At 69.8% G+C, this 14,247-nt stretch carries 14 protein-coding genes; 7 read left to right on the top strand and 7 right to left on the bottom strand.

All coding sequences use genetic code 11. The annotated features are described in order from the left end of the window. Window positions 1–63 precede the first annotated feature (63 nt). Window positions 64–747 carry an SAF domain-containing protein gene (locus D892_RS0116035; protein WP_024802215.1) on the top strand — a complete coding sequence of 228 codons (684 nt, stop codon included), beginning with the start codon at window positions 64–66 and terminating at the stop codon, window positions 745–747. Window positions 748–903: 156 nt separating this feature from the next. Continuing rightward, the gene (gene mscL / locus D892_RS0116030) at window positions 904–1,350 is read left to right on the top strand and encodes a large conductance mechanosensitive channel protein MscL (RefSeq protein WP_024802214.1); all 447 of its coding nucleotides are present in this window, start codon (window positions 904–906) and stop codon (window positions 1,348–1,350) included. Between the two features lie 201 nt (window positions 1,351–1,551). Here mscL and D892_RS0116025 read toward each other — a convergent pair whose 3' ends face one another. From D892_RS0116025 to D892_RS0115995, 7 genes are all read right to left on the bottom strand, one after another. Then, a complete protein-coding gene (locus D892_RS0116025) occupies window positions 1,552–2,235 on the bottom strand; it encodes an MspA family porin (RefSeq protein WP_024802213.1) in 684 nt (227 codons plus the stop codon). 62 nt (window positions 2,236–2,297) lie between these two features. After that, a complete protein-coding gene (locus D892_RS0116020) occupies window positions 2,298–2,975 on the bottom strand; it encodes an MspA family porin (protein ID WP_024802212.1) in 678 nt (225 codons plus the stop codon). 411 nt (window positions 2,976–3,386) lie between these two features. Continuing rightward, complete coding sequence (locus D892_RS0116015; protein WP_024802211.1) at window positions 3,387–3,608, bottom strand: hypothetical protein; 222 nt, start codon at window positions 3,606–3,608, stop codon at window positions 3,387–3,389. Continuing rightward, entirely contained in the window at window positions 3,605–4,099 is a 495-nt protein-coding gene (locus D892_RS0116010) for a molybdenum cofactor biosynthesis protein B (protein WP_024802210.1), read from the bottom strand. The genes D892_RS0116015 and D892_RS0116010 overlap by 4 nt, the downstream gene beginning before the upstream one ends. A 95-nt stretch (window positions 4,100–4,194) precedes the next feature. Next, window positions 4,195–5,655: a trypsin-like peptidase domain-containing protein gene (locus tag D892_RS41260; RefSeq protein ID WP_024802209.1), complete on the bottom strand. Its 1,461-nt coding sequence runs from the start codon at window positions 5,653–5,655 to the stop codon at window positions 4,195–4,197. 137 nt (window positions 5,656–5,792) lie between these two features. After that, window positions 5,793–7,196: a HAMP domain-containing sensor histidine kinase gene (locus D892_RS0116000; RefSeq protein ID WP_084161567.1), complete on the bottom strand. Its 1,404-nt coding sequence runs from the start codon at window positions 7,194–7,196 to the stop codon at window positions 5,793–5,795. Between the two features lie 91 nt (window positions 7,197–7,287). Further along, window positions 7,288–7,977, bottom strand: coding sequence for a response regulator transcription factor (locus D892_RS0115995; protein WP_024802207.1), 690 nt, complete (start codon window positions 7,975–7,977; stop codon window positions 7,288–7,290). A gap of 427 nt (window positions 7,978–8,404) precedes the next feature. On the opposite strand from D892_RS0115995, the gene D892_RS48555 reads away from it, so the two are divergent. The 5 genes from D892_RS48555 to D892_RS0115970 are packed head-to-tail and all read left to right on the top strand — an operon-like array spanning window position 8,405 to window position 14,237. Further along, window positions 8,405–12,004, top strand: a complete 3,600-nt coding sequence (locus D892_RS48555) for an ATP-binding protein (RefSeq protein WP_369801752.1) — start codon at window positions 8,405–8,407, stop codon at window positions 12,002–12,004. Continuing rightward, on the top strand, window positions 12,001–12,405 hold the full coding sequence (locus tag D892_RS0115985) for a roadblock/LC7 domain-containing protein (RefSeq protein WP_024802205.1): 405 nt from the start codon (window positions 12,001–12,003) through the stop codon (window positions 12,403–12,405). Before D892_RS48555 ends, D892_RS0115985 begins: the two co-directional genes overlap by 4 nt. A gap of 8 nt (window positions 12,406–12,413) precedes the next feature. Further along, window positions 12,414–12,788 carry a DUF742 domain-containing protein gene (locus D892_RS0115980; RefSeq protein WP_024802204.1) on the top strand — a complete coding sequence of 125 codons (375 nt, stop codon included), beginning with the start codon at window positions 12,414–12,416 and terminating at the stop codon, window positions 12,786–12,788. Further along, the gene (locus D892_RS0115975) at window positions 12,769–13,431 is read left to right on the top strand and encodes an ATP/GTP-binding protein (RefSeq protein ID WP_024802203.1); all 663 of its coding nucleotides are present in this window, start codon (window positions 12,769–12,771) and stop codon (window positions 13,429–13,431) included. The genes D892_RS0115980 and D892_RS0115975 overlap by 20 nt, the downstream gene beginning before the upstream one ends. A gap of 5 nt (window positions 13,432–13,436) precedes the next feature. After that, on the top strand, window positions 13,437–14,237 hold the full coding sequence (locus D892_RS0115970) for an MHYT domain-containing protein (protein WP_024802202.1): 801 nt from the start codon (window positions 13,437–13,439) through the stop codon (window positions 14,235–14,237). The last annotated feature ends 10 nt before the right edge of the window (window positions 14,238–14,247 follow it).

Below are 14,247 nucleotides of genomic sequence, written 5' to 3'. Positions count from 1 at the left end.
GCCCGGCACCGACCTGCTGATTCGTGTTCGGGTCCCGGTGGCCCCGGCCGTAGCGTGCCGGGCATGAAGCCACCGCGCCTCGATACCGATCTCGGCCGCGGGCTGCGCTGGGACCTGGTGACCAGGTACCGGCCGCCCTGGGCCGATTCCACCTTCGCGCGCCGCCTGCTCGCCGTCGCCCTGACGGTGCTGGCCGGCGCGCTGTTTCTGCGCGGCGACCCCGAGGCCCATCCGGCCGCGGTCGTCGTCGCCGCACACGACCTGGCACCGGGCCGGGTGCTGGACGCCACCGATCTGCAACGCGTCCTGCGCCCCGCCGGCACGCTGCCGGAGGGAGCCGTCGGCGATGTCGCGGCGCTGCTCGGCGCGACCGTCACCGGCGCCGTACACGGCGGCGAGATCCTCACCGATCTGCGCGTGCTCGGCCCCCGCCTGGCCGCGGCCGCCACCGGCGCCGCCGACGCGCGCATCGTGCCGATTCGCTTGGCCGACAACGCCGTTGCCGACATTCTGCGCACCGGCGACCGGGTCGATGTGATCGCGGCCGAGGAGTCGGCGGCCGAGGGCGCACCCGGCCCCGCACCGCCCCGCACGCTCGCTACCGACGCGGCGGTCGTGCTGATCGCCGGCGCCGGGAAGGGCCGCGCCTCGGAGGAGCATGTCGTCCTCGTGGCGTTGGATCCGGCCCGTGCGACGGCGGTGGCCGGCGCTTCCCTGCGCACCCCGCTGACCGTCGTCTTCCGCTGAGCGGCCACGCCCTGTTCACAAAGTTGGCCGAATATTTGCCACAGACTCGAGTAGCATCCGGAATACCCGATTCCGATAGCAGTCATCGGTCGTGCCGTACACCGCCATCAGCAGACGAACCGTCCTGCGAGGCACGGAGATGAGACAGGAGCCGCAATGCTGAAGGGTTTCAAGGACTTCCTGCTTCGCGGGAACGTGATCGATCTGGCGGTCGCGGTGGTGATCGGCACCGCCTTCACCGCGGTCGTCACGGCATTCACCACCGGGATCATCAATCCCCTGCTCGCCATCTTCGGCGATCGCAACGAACTGGGCTGGGGCTTGCAGCTCGTCGCCGACAAACCGGCCACGTTCATCGCGATCGGGCCGATCGTCACCGCGGCGATCAACTTCCTGCTGATCGCGGCCATCCTCTACTTCGTCCTGGTGCTGCCCGCCGGCAAGGCCAAGAAGCGCTGGGGCGCCGCCTCGAAGGACGAGGCCACCGAGCTCGAGCTGCTCCAGGAGATCCGCGATCTGCTCGCCGAGGGCGGCAAGAGCGCCGGCGGCCGACACGAATCGAACGCACCGGCAGGCACGACTCCGGACCGTCACGAACACTGACCGTCACGAATACTGACCGTGTAGCCCCGCGAACCAGGCCCCCGAACATCGAGGGGTCGTGCATACGACGGTGGGCCCGGTGCACGCGGCACCGGGCCCACCCGAGCGTTACTTTGATCGTCCCGGCGTGCTCACCACCGGGAACTCACCGATACGCCCCGGCCACGAGCCGGCCGGAGCGATCGATGGTCGGTACCGGAATCAGCCCAGGCTGAACGGCTGACCCCACACCGTCACCCAGCTGATGACGTTGTCGGTCTCGACCTCGACGTTGACGAACGAGCGCGCCTGCGCGTAGCCGCCGCAGCCGTTGATGCCGATGGTCGAGTCGGCCCAGGACACCGAGCCGCTGTTGCTCTTGAACTTGTTGCGCTTCTTGTGCGACTCGTTGCCGTAGTCGTCGGCCTGCTCGAGATCGAGCACGTAGAACGACTGCGCCTGGCCGGGTCCGAGGGTCAGGTCACCGCCGCCGCTGCCCTTGACGGACGGCGTGACGGTGCCTTCCGAGTCCCACTCGACGCCGGTCTCGGGGCCACCGTTGACGCCGCCGCCATCGATGTTGACCTGGCAACCGACGACGTAGCCCGGGTAGATGCTGCCACCGGTGTTCTCCCCGGCGGAACCGGAGATGTCCACGTGGGCACTACCGCTCACCCAGGTATTGCGGTGCACCGGGGTGGAGCCCATCGACGGGTTGATGTTCGCCGACTCGCCGTCCACCCAGATGTGCACCGTGGTGCCGTCGGACAGGGTCTTGGTCAGGTCGGCGCCCGGCAGCGGGACGAAGGTGTCGGCGTTGGCTGCGCCGGTGGAGAGAAGGCCCAGGGCGGCGGTGGCGACAGCACCGACACCGGCCGCGCGGGCCACGGTCTTACGGATGTTCATAATGAGGTCCCTCTAGGGTGAATCGCTTTACGCGGGAATGGGTTTGGCGGAACTGGACCACATCAGCCGATGGAGAACGGCTGCCCGTAGAGGGTGGTCTTCGAGTAGTGGTCACCGACGACCTCGACGACCGTGTACGACCGGGCCTGGGCGTACCCCGCGCAATTCTGGATCTCGATCTCCGCGTCCTGATACTCGACCGAGTACCGACCGGGCTTGGTGATGTCCTTGTAGTCGATCTGGACGAACTTCACCTCACCGGGTCCGAGCTCCAGGCCGATGGAGCCGCTGAGGCTGGCATCGCTCATGCTGATCCCGCCGGACAGGCTCGCGGAAATGGCGTCGGATCCGATGTTGACCTGGCATCCCACGATGTAGCCGGTGTTGACCTGAGACGAGCCGTGGCTCGACGAGTTGTTGGTCCCCGGAGAGTTCAGCGGGCCGTTGTTCGGGCCGACTTCCGCCTCGGGAGCGTTGGGCACGTCGGCGAAGGCGTTGCCCGACACCCACACGGTGCGGCCGGCGCCGTTGGCCGCCAGCGACGGTGAAACGGTGGCGTGCTCACCGGTGCGGGTGATCACAACGCCATTGGGCCCCAGCTTCTGGCCGTCCGGCAACGGCACGAAGGTGTCGGCGTTGGCAGCACCGGTAGAGAAAAGGCCGATGGCCACGGCTACAGCCGCGCCGATACCCGCGAAGCGGGCACCACGCCGCAGACCTTTGGTGCGGTTCTCGCTCATACTTCCCCTCATCAGGTTCTTACGCTCAGCCTCGACCATCGAGGCCGAAAAGCGGTCCCCTTCGGGCCCAGCTCAGTTTGTCGCTATTTTGTTGCCACCGTGTAACCGGTGACGAATATCCGGCAAACGACAACCCAACGGTCGGAACCGGGCTACGTTCCGCCGGGGTCGGCGCCGGCACGCCTTCCCCAAGCCGTCAGGAACCGCAGGTGAAGCAGCCCAAATTGGGACAGTAAACGCACCGGCGACCAACTGACAACGTAAGGCCCCGCAAACTCGATGTGATCTGGATCACACAGACCATCGGGGCACAACGAGGAATGCGCATAAACGCAGTGAGAGATCGGTATCGATCGGATCACGACAGCCTGGCCCAACTGAGACGTCGAGATAGCCCCGTGATGCGAGAAGTCATTCGTGGTGCGGGGGCACCTGTGAGCGCAGCCACTCGTCCGCGGACGCGGCGCGCTCGCCGTCCGGACCGCGCTCATCGCTGGTGGTTTGCGGCAGGGTGTCACCGAAGATGCGGGCCAGCCGCGCCGCATCGGCCGCAGAACGCACACGACCCCGCGGGCGGCCGCCGGTGCGGCCCGGACGCGGGGTCGGCTCGTCGTCGTGCGGGGGTGTTGTCACTCGTCCAATCCGGACAGTTCGTCGATGACCCGGGAGGCCAGCGGGCCCAGGGTTGCCATGCCGTCGCGGACCGCGGCGCGGGTGCCGGGCAAATTGACCACGAGCGTGCTTCCGGACACCCCGGCCAGCCCTCGGGACAGGCCGGCGTCCAGCGAACCGGCGGCCAGCCCGGACGAGCGCAACGCCTCGCTGATGCCCGGCAGTTCACGATCGAGCACCTCGGAGGTGGACTCCGGGGTGACGTCGCGCGGGGACATGCCCGTACCGCCGACCGATATCACCAGGTCGACGCCGCCGATCACCGCCGTGTTGAGCGCGTTGCGGATCTCGACCTCGTCGTTGGCCACCAGCACCGTGGCATCGACCAGAAACCCGGCCTCGGTGAGCAGCTCCGTCACCAGCGGACCCAGCGAATCCACCCCGCCGTGCGCGGTTCGGTCGTCGACGACGACGACAAGTGCACGGCCGGCCACAGCGGCATCGATTTCCATGCTGCTCACCGTAGCGTCCACCGGTGACATCGGTGCGGTGTCCCCGGGGCCCCGGCGCCGGTCGGACAGGGCGGTGACGGGGCGCGGGCCGCGCATCATCGGCCGCCCTCCGCGGGCGCCGCGGCGAGGGTCACTTCGACGGTCTTGGGATTCTGTCCCTTGTCGTCGGTGTAGGTGACCTTCACCTTGTCGCCGGGCTGATGCGAACGGACGGCGGCGATCAGCCCGTTGCCCGAGTCGATGATCTGATCGTTCACCTTGGTCACGATCGCACCGGCCGGAATGCCGGCCTTCCCGGCCGGGCCGTCGGGGACGACGTCGCGGACCCGGGCGCCCGTGGACGTATCGACCCGGTTCACGGTGATCCCGATCTGGGCGTAGGTCGCGTGGCCGGTCTTGATCAGCTCGTCGGCGACGCGCCGGGCCTGATCGACCGGGATGGCGAAGCCCAGACCGATGGAGCCGCCCTGCTGGCCGCTGGCCTCCGAGGTGCCCAGGGTGGCGATGGCCGTATTGAGGCCGATCAGCTTGCCCGACATGTCGACCAGCGGACCGCCGGAGTTGCCCGGGTTGATCGGCGCGTCGGTCTGGATCGCGGAGATCACCGAACCGTCGCCGCCCTGTTCGCCGCTGGTGGACACCGGCCGGTTGAGCGCGGACACGATGCCGGTCGTCACCGTTCCGGACAGGCCGAGCGGTGAGCCGACGGCCACGGCGGACTGCCCGACCTGCAGATTCGAGGAGGTGCCCAGCTCGATCGGCGAGAGTCCGGTCTTGTCGGAGGCCTTGACGACCGCCAGGTCCGAGATCGGATCCGCGCCTACGACCGTGGCGGAAGAGGTTGTGCCGTCGTTGAACTGGACCTGCATCCGGGCGTTCGGCCCGGCGCCGCTGACGACGTGGTTGTTGGTGAGGATCAATCCGTCCGAGGACAGCACCACCCCGGAACCCTCCCCCTCCGCCTGGGCGCCGGCCACCCGGATCATCACCACGCTCGGCAGCACCTTCTGCGCGGCGGCGGGCACGCTGCCGGCCGGTGCGTTGGAGACGTTGTCCGCCTTGGGCACCGGGGCGTCCAGGGCGTTGGTCACGGGGGCGGAATCGTCCGACCGGGTGGCGAGCGAGCCCACCGCGCCGCCCACGCCCCCGGCCACCAGCGCCAGCACGACCGCGCCGGCCACCAGACCGGCCCGGCCCCGGCCGCCCGGCTGCGGGGCGGGTCCGGCCGCCGGATACGGGACGCCCGGCGGCTGGCCGGGACCACCCGGGCCGGCCGGACCACCCGGTGCGACGGCACCGTACTCGGGCGGATAGGGCGGCATGGGCGCGGTGTGCTGCACACCCGGATCCTGCGGATAGGCAGCGTACGGCGGGGCCGGGGCGGGGCCGGGCTGATGGCCGGCCGGGCCGAAACCCGGCTGCTGCGGCTGTGATTCGTGCGGAGTCGCCGTCGGGAGCTGTTCGGTCGGCTGCGGTCCGGTCGCTTCGACAGGCGCATCCGAGCCACCCTGAGCCGTCGTCGGCTCGTCCCGCCTGTCCTTCGAATCCTCGGTCATTTCCCTCGTTTCTCCTCGAGACTGTCGACCAGTGTGATGATCTCGACTGAGAGCGGACTGAGACGGAGCTATCAGTTGTCGCAGATATCGCTGCTGCTACCTGCGACATTCTACGGGGCGGTACACGCGGCGAAGCGCTACGAAACCTCTCCCTGTGCGGAGGTCGCCTCCGGCGGTGGCCCGCCCTCGCCCGGCAGCACGATGCGGATCAGCGCACCACCGCGATCGGAGGTATCGATCGTGATGGTGCCGCCGTGCTTGGTCACGACCTGCTTGGCGATGGCCAGGCCCAATCCGGAACCGGGCATGGAACGAGACGCCGTGGTCCGATAGAAGCGTTCGAACACCAGCTCCCGCTCGTTGGGCGCGATACCCGGCCCCGCGTCGTCGACGGTGAATTCCAACAGGCCCGGGCGGTTCTCGCGCATGGCAACCCGGACCTGCGCACCGGCGGGGCTCCATTTGGCGGCATTGTCGAGCACATTGAGAATCGCCCGCACCAAGCCCGCCTCGTGCCCGTAGACGAACCACGGCTGCAGTTCCGCGACGAATTCGATACCGGCGCGCCGGCGCCGCACGCGCTCGAGCGCGCGTTCGGTCACCTCGCCCAGATCCACTCGCTCGTACACCGCGTCCGGGGCGTCCTCGCGGGCCAGGTCCACCAGATCGCCGACCAGCGTGGACAGTTCCTCGATCTGCGCCACCACATCGGTGCGCAGTTCGGCCATGTCCTGGGCGGGAATCGCCGGAGCGCCCGGCCGTTGCGAGGCGATCAGCAGTTCCATATTGGTGCGCAGCGATGTCAGGGGGGTACGCAGCTCGTGTCCGGCGTCGGCGACGAGACGGCGTTGCCGCTCACGCGATTCCGCGAGCGCGCGCAGCATCGTGTTGAAACTCGCCGTGAGCCGGGCCAATTCGTCGTCGCCACTCACCGGGATCGGGGTCAGATCGTCGGTACGCGCGATGCGTTCGGTGGCCGCGGTCAGCCGAGCCACCGGGCGCAGACCGGTTCGCCCGACCGCCGTGCCGGCGGCCGCCGCCAGCACGACCCCGCATCCGCCGACCACGAACAGCAGCAGGGCGAGCTTGTCCAGCACCTCCTTGGTCGGTTGCAGCGACCGCGAGACCACCAGGGTGCTCCCCGAACTCATCCGTTCGGCGAGCACCCGCTGGTTCCCGACGGTGCGCAGCGAGGCCGACGAATCGCCCCGGGCCACGCTCCACTCCGCCGCACCGACCGGCGGATACATCGACTGCGGCGGGGCCGCAGGCGCGTCGGCGCCGCGGTAGATGATCGCGATGCCGAGATCGTTGTAGTAGAGGCTGCTGAGCATGATGATGTACGGGAAGCTCACCCGGTCGATATCGGCCCGGACGAGCACGTCGGCCCGCTCCCGCAGCTGCTTGTCGACATCGGCGTAGAGCGAGCGCGCCACCAGCGCGTAGGCCGCGATCGAGGCCATCGCGACGGCCACCGCCACCACCGACGCCGCCAGCAGGGTCACCCGCCAGCGCAACGAGACCGACCGGGTCAGCGGCATCGGCGGGCGGAGCTCGGAGGCCTCCGCCCGCGGTCGCAGCGCGGCGACCACCGGCTGATGCGGAACCGTTCTTCCCACAACTACGGCACTCCTACGGCGCCGTCTCGCGGAGCACGTAACCGACACCGCGCACGGTGTGGATGAGCCGGGGCTCGCCCTCGGCCTCGGTCTTGCGCCGCAGATAGCCGATGTACACCTCGAGGGCGTTACCGGAGGTCGGGAAGTCGTAGCCCCAGACCTCCTCCAGGATGCGGCTGCGGGTCAGCACCCGGCGCGGATTGGCCATCAGCATCTCCAGCAGCGAGAACTCGGTGCGGGTCAGGCTGATCGAGCGCTCGCCCCGGGAGACCTCCCGGGTGACCGGATCCAGCGACAGGTCGGCGAACCGCATCGTCTCCGAGGAGTCGGCGACCGGATCGGCGGTGGTGCGCCGCAGCAGCGCGCGCAGCCGGGCGAGCAATTCCTCCAGGGCGAACGGCTTGGGCAGGTAGTCGTCGGCGCCGGCGTCCAGGCCGGCGACCCGCTCCGAGACCGAATCGCGCGCGGTCAGCACCAGTATGGGCAGGTCGTCACCGGTGCTGCGCAACCGGCGGCACACCTCGAGCCCGTCCAGCCGCGGCATCATGACGTCGAGGACGAGGGCGTCGGGGCGCTGGCCGCCCACCTTGTCCAGCGCGTCGACCCCATCGACGGCCAGTTCGACGGAGTAGCCGTTGAAGGTGAGCGACCGGCGAAGCGATTCGCGCACCGCCCGATCGTCATCGACTACCAGAATGCGCATGGCCACCAGTCTGACCGTACCGACTGAGAGCCGACTGAGAAGCAAACTATCGACACGCCGGATCATTCCGGCGCGATGACCAGTCCCTTTACCGACGGGCCGCGCGGGCGGCGAGATCCGAAACACGTTGTGTTCAGCGAGAATCGGCTTATCCGCACGTAGGGGTCCGGATTGCCGTCGCTCTTTCCACACGGTATGTTGCGTGCGGTAAAAGAAGAACTCCAGTTGGTTCTGCGCGGGATACAAACCCCAAGACCGCTACACCTTGGCAACGAATCCGGCCGTGCGTGGGAGCTTTCCAAGCTAGGCGGTGACGGTGGTTGATGCCGCACCCGAGTGGACCGGAGGGCCATCAGCAAGCGGAGGCGACACAAGCGGGATGGGCACAGCACCGCGGCCATGGCAGAGGAGTCTGTCCAACCTGTCCGTGACGAGCAAGGTCGGCATCGTTCTGCTTCTGCCCGTCATCCTCGCCTCGGTCTTCGCCGGCCTGCGTGTCAAGACCGAACTGACCACGATCGGGCAGTTGAACACGGCGGGCGATCAGGCCCGGATCATCCGGCCGATGCTGGAATACACCGCCGCCGCGAATCAGCTGGCCGTGGCCTCGGCCGCCGGCGCCGACGGCGGCGCCCAGCCGACGCTGGACCAGGACGCCGCCCACTTCGATCAGACGCTGGCCGACCTGCAGGCGGCACTGCAGATCTCGAAGGCCGACAAGCGCGTCACCACCGCGGTCACGAACGCGCTGTCCGCCGGGCGCACGCTGCGCGAGAACCGGCGGGGCACCTCGCCGATGCAGATCGGCAAGCAGGCCGACGAGATCGCGACCCACATCGACACCGCGATCACCGCGCTGCCCACTCCCACCGAGACCGCCATCGAGCGGTACTACGTGCAGATGGGCGTGATCGCCATCGCGCGCCAGATGTTCACCCAGGAACAGCTGTGGATCATCAGCGGCGAACTGAGCAACAATCCGGCGCTGATGTCGCAGGCGCTGCTGGCCGCCGGCGGCGAGTCGGCCACGATCCACCAGTATTCCGCGGTGTATCCCGAATCCGCGGACCGGCCGGACGTGCTGCTGGCGGCGCTGCAGACCCGGGTGGACGCGCTGGGACAGAACGCGGTAGAGCCCGCCGACGTGCCCGGCGTCACCGAGTCGCTGCGGACCAGCGACGAGATCTACACCGAGTCCACCAACCGGCTGGTGGATCGGATCGACACCAGCCTGTCGGAGCGCCTGATCGAGGCGCGGGGGCAGGTGCTGCGCGACGTGGCCTTCGTTGTGATCACCCTGCTGCTGGGCCTGGCGCTGGCCCTGGCGGTGGCCCGGTCGCTGGTCGTCCCGGTGCGCCGGCTGCGGCGCGACGCCCTGCAGGTCGCCCACATGGACCTGCCCGCCGAGCTCGCGGTCGTGCGCAAGGGCGGCGCCACCCCGGAGATCGTCCCGGTGGACGTGCAGACCACCGAGGAGATCGGCCAGCTCGCCCGCGCCGTCGACGACATGCACCGCCAGGCCCTCTACCTGGCGGCCGACCAGGCCCGGCTGCGACTGCAGATCAGCAGCATGTTCGAGACGCTGTCGCGGCGCAGCCAGTCGCTGGTCGAGCAGCAGCTCACGCTGATCGAGGACCTGGAGCGCGACGAGGACGACTCCAACCGGCTGCAGAGCCTGTTCCGCCTGGACCACCTGGCCACCCGGATGCGCCGCAACGGCGACAACCTGCTGGTCCTCGCCGGTACCGCGCTGCGCCGCGGCCACCTGCCGCCGGTGCCGCTGTCGGACATGCTGTGGAGTGCGGTATCGCAGGTGGAGGACTATCAGCGGGTCGAGATCGGGTCGGTGCCCGACGGCGTCGTCGCGGGTGAGCCCGCCGTCGACATCGAGCATCTGCTGGCCGAGCTGATCGACAACTCGCTGCGCTATTCGCCACCCAGCACGCCGGTGGCGGTGTCGGTGACGGGCGCGATGGACGGCGGCTATCTGATCGAGATCACCGACCGCGGCCTGGGCATGTCCGCCGACGACCTGCGGTCCATCAACGAGCGGCTGGCCTCCGGCGGTGAGGTGACCATCGAAACCGCCCGCCGGATGGGCCTGTTCGTCGTGGGCCGGCTGGCCAAGCGGCACACCGTGACCGTCAGCCTGCGTCGTACCACCGGCATGTCGCACCAGTCCGGCATCACGGCCGGCGTGCATCTGCCCGGTCCGCTGGTGTCGCCGGCGCCGGGCGCCGCCGACGGCCCGCAGCCGATCACCGGGAACTTCGCCGCCGCCGGCCCGCCGGACGCGTTCGGCGACCCGACCACCGATCCGCAGCGGCGGCTGCTCAGCGCGGTGCCGGACCAGCAGGAGCCGAACCCGTTCGGGTCGGTTCCGGACCTGCCCCAGCGCCGTCCGGCCGAGCCCACCGTGCCGACGGCCCGCGGACCCGTCGCCGAGGCGCCCGCCGACGACCTGTTCGCCGACGCGGCCCCGGAGGCGTCCGGCGAGCGGACCACCTACCTCCGGCCACCATCGGCCCCCGCCGATCTGCGGTCACCATCGGCCCCTGCCGATCTGCGGTCACCGTCCGCCCCCGCCGAACCGGCCTTCGGACGCTGGGCCGAACCCGACTCCCGGACCACTGCGGACCGATCCGAGGAACAGGCATATCTCGGCGGCCGGGCGCCCGCCGACGACCGGGACGAGCCCGGCGAACAGGCATACCCCGACGACGAAAGCGCACCCGGCGGCCACGGATTCCTCAGGGAAGGAACCCTTTTCGGCGGCCGGGCACAGGCCGACGCCGAGGTCGACGCCGACGGACACCGACAGGCGTTCCCCGGCAGCCGCGGATTCCTCGGCAACCGGGACCGTGTCGGTGGCCCGTCGTCCACCACCGACGAACCCGGTTCCGAGGACCAGGGTTACGCCGACGACCGAACCGGCCCCAACGCGGACTCCTACTCCGATAGCGCTTCCCGGCCGGGCGGCCGCGGATTCCTCGACAACCGAACCTTGTTCAGCGGACAGCCGTACGCCGACGACGACACCGATCCCGACGGCGGAACCGACGGCGACGGACGGACCTACCCCGACAACGATGTCCCACTCGGCGGCCGCCGATTCCTCGGTGACCGACCGCCCTTCGCCGGACGGCGGTACTTCGAAGGCGACACCGATTCCGACGACGGAACCGACGGTGACGGACGGGCCTACCCCGACAACGACATTCCATCCGGTAGCCGCGGATTCTTCGAGGACAGAGCCCAATTCACCGGTCGGCCATACCCCGGCGGCGACACCGATCCCGACGACGGAACCGACGGCGACGGACGGACCTACCGCGGCAACGACGTTCCGTCCGGTAACCGCGGATTCTTCGAGGACAGAGCCCGTTTCGGCGAGCGGACCCACCCCGGTGACCAGACCGATTCCGACGGCCAGGGGTATCCCGACGATCGGGACGCTCTCGGCAACCGAGCGCTACCCGATGAGGCACTGCCCGATCGCGACAACCTGGCAGCCGCCGACGACCGCGCATATTCCGATGACCGGGCCCACACCGACGACGGCTACGTCGCACCGGCCGCCCGCATGTCGGCCCTGGCCGCACAGCAGACCACGTTCCTCCCGCGACGGACCGATACCGACCGGCCCGACACCGCCCTGACCCGTCCGGCCGACGCCGATTCGCCACCGGCCGGGTCCGAACCGGCGACTCCGATCTATCAGCGCATGGTCTCGGAATGGCTGGTCGAACCGTCGTCGAGCGGGCCGGTCGAGATGTGGGACTCCCCGGCCGACGAGGGCTGGGCGGCCGCGGCCGACGCCAGCCGGCCGCCGACCGCCGACCGCACCGACGGCGGCCTGCCGATCCGCAAGCCGGGGGCGCAACTGGTGCCGGGTGGGCTGACACCCGCGGACGAACCGGGTACTCCCGATCCCGAGGAGATCCGCAGCAACCTGTCCCGGCATCTCAGTGGTGTCCGCAGCGGACGAGCCGATGCCCAGTACCACGACGACGGAGGCCCTTCATGAGCGACACCGAACAGAGCACCGACGACAACCTAAATTGGCTCGTCGACCGGTTCACCCGCGAGGTGCCCGGCGTCTCACACGCGGTGCTGGTCTCGACCGACGGCCTGCTGCAGGCCACCAGCCCGAACCTGCCGACCGACCGGGCCGAGCAGCTGGCCGCGGTCACGGCCGGCCTGGCCAGCCTGTCCACCGGCGCGGCACAGCTGTTCAGCGGCGGCAAGGTGATGCAGTCCATCGTCGACATGCAGCGCGGGTACCTGCTGGTGATGAGCGTCGGCAACGGCTCGCACCTGGCCGTGCTCGCCAACAAGCAGCACGACATCGGCCGCATCGGCTACGAGATGGCATTGCTCGTCGATCGGGTCGGGGCGGTCGTGCAGGCCACGGCCAGAGCTAGCTAGCGAGCGCGATGTCCCATCCCCCTGGAGCCGGTGGCGGCCGCCCGACCACCCGCGTCCGCCCCTACGCACTGACCGCCGGGCGCACCGAACCCGCGGTCGATCTGCCGCTGGAGGCGGTCATCGAGACGCTGCCGTACGCGAATCAGTTCGATTGGCCGGTCGGCGACGTGCGCACCGACATCCTGCGGCTCGGCGCCGCCCGCCTGTCGGTCGCCGAAATCGCGGCACACCTGCAGCGGCCGCTCGGTATGGTCCGAGTGGTGATCGGCGATCTCGTGGTCGCCGGGACCCTACGCGTGTACACCACGCTGAGCGACGAGGCGAGCTTCGACGAGCGCCGATCCCTGATGGAGAGGACCCTGCGTGGACTACGTGCCCTCTGACGACACCCGGACCGCCTCCACCAAGATCGTGGTGGCCGGCGGTTTCGGCGCCGGGAAGACCACCTTCGTCGGCGCCGTCTCGGAGATCGTGCCGCTGCGCACCGAGGCGATGGTGACCGGCGTCTCCGACGGCATCGATGATCTCTCGGCCACCCCGGGCAAGGAAACCACTACGGTGGCAATGGATTTCGGGCGCATCATGTTGCCCGGCAACCTGACGCTGTATCTGTTCGGCACGCCCGGTCAGCGCCGGTTCTGGTTCATGTGGGACGACCTGATCCGCGGCGCGATCGGCGCGGTGGTCCTGGTGGACACCCGCCGCATCGAGGACAGCTTCGCCGTGGTCGATTTCTTCGAGGCCCGCGGGCTGCCGTTCCTGGTGGCGGTGAACCGATTCCCCGGCGCACCGCAGTTCCCGGTGAGCGAGCTGCGCGAGGCCCTGACCATCCGCTCCGACGTGCCGATCGTCGATATCGACGCCCGCGACGCGAACGAGGTACGACGCGCGCTGGCCGCGGTCACCGAGTACGCGATCCAGCGCCTCACCGCCGCGCAGCAGAACGCCACGGATCGGGAGACCACGGCCGAGACGACCACCGCGCAGCAGGAGACCGCGCGGCAAGAGACGGTGGGGCAGGGCTGAGGGCCATGAACTACTTCACGATGGGCACCTGGGTGCTCGGCCTGGCGGCCGGCATCTCGCTCGCCGGGGCCGTGGTCGGCCTGGCCTGCGTGCGGCAGTCGACGTTGTCGGTCACCTCGCGTTTCCGCCTGGTGTGGCTGACCGCGGCGGCGGTGTCGCTCGGTGGCATCGGGACCTGGCTGGCGGTCTACATCACCATGCTGGGGGTCGGCGTCCCGGTCGGCGAGATCCGCTACGACGTGACCCGGATGGTGATCTCGGCCGTGCTCGCCGTGGCCGCCGTGCTGGCGGGGCTGCTGATCAGCGGTCAGCTCACCGAACCCGCGCGGCTGGCCGGCGGTACCGCGGTCATGGGGCTGGGCCTCGGGCTCACGCACTATCTCGCGATGGGCGCCGTCCGGGTGCAGGGCTCGGTCGAGACGAATCTCGGTGCCGCCGCGGGTGCGGCCGCACTGGCCGTCGTCGCCTCGCTCGGCGTGCTCTGGACCACCACCCGTTTCCATCCGCTGCCGATCCTGGTCGGCGTGGCGGTGCTGTACGCCGCGGCGGTCGTCGCCCTGCACTACCTCGGTCTGGCAGGCGTTCGGGTCCAGGTGGATCCGGCCGTGCTGCAACCCGACGGCGAGGATCTGTTCACCCTGTTCGTCCCGGTCTTCGCGCTCGGCACGCTGTCGCTGGCGATCCCGATCACGGCCATCCTGGTCGCGCCGGACCGCAGCCGCTCGCCCCGGCCGACCGTCCCGGCGCAGCCCGACGATGCCGGCGATCCGCCCCGGCGGCGGAACTCGCCCTTCCCGGTCGGCTGAACAGGGGCCG

Source organism: Nocardia sp. BMG51109 (assembly GCF_000526215.1).
GTDB lineage: Bacteria > Actinomycetota > Actinomycetes > Mycobacteriales > Mycobacteriaceae > Nocardia.
The sequence above is the reverse complement of the archived record's forward strand: the minus strand, read 5'-3'. Positions and strand labels throughout refer to the sequence as shown.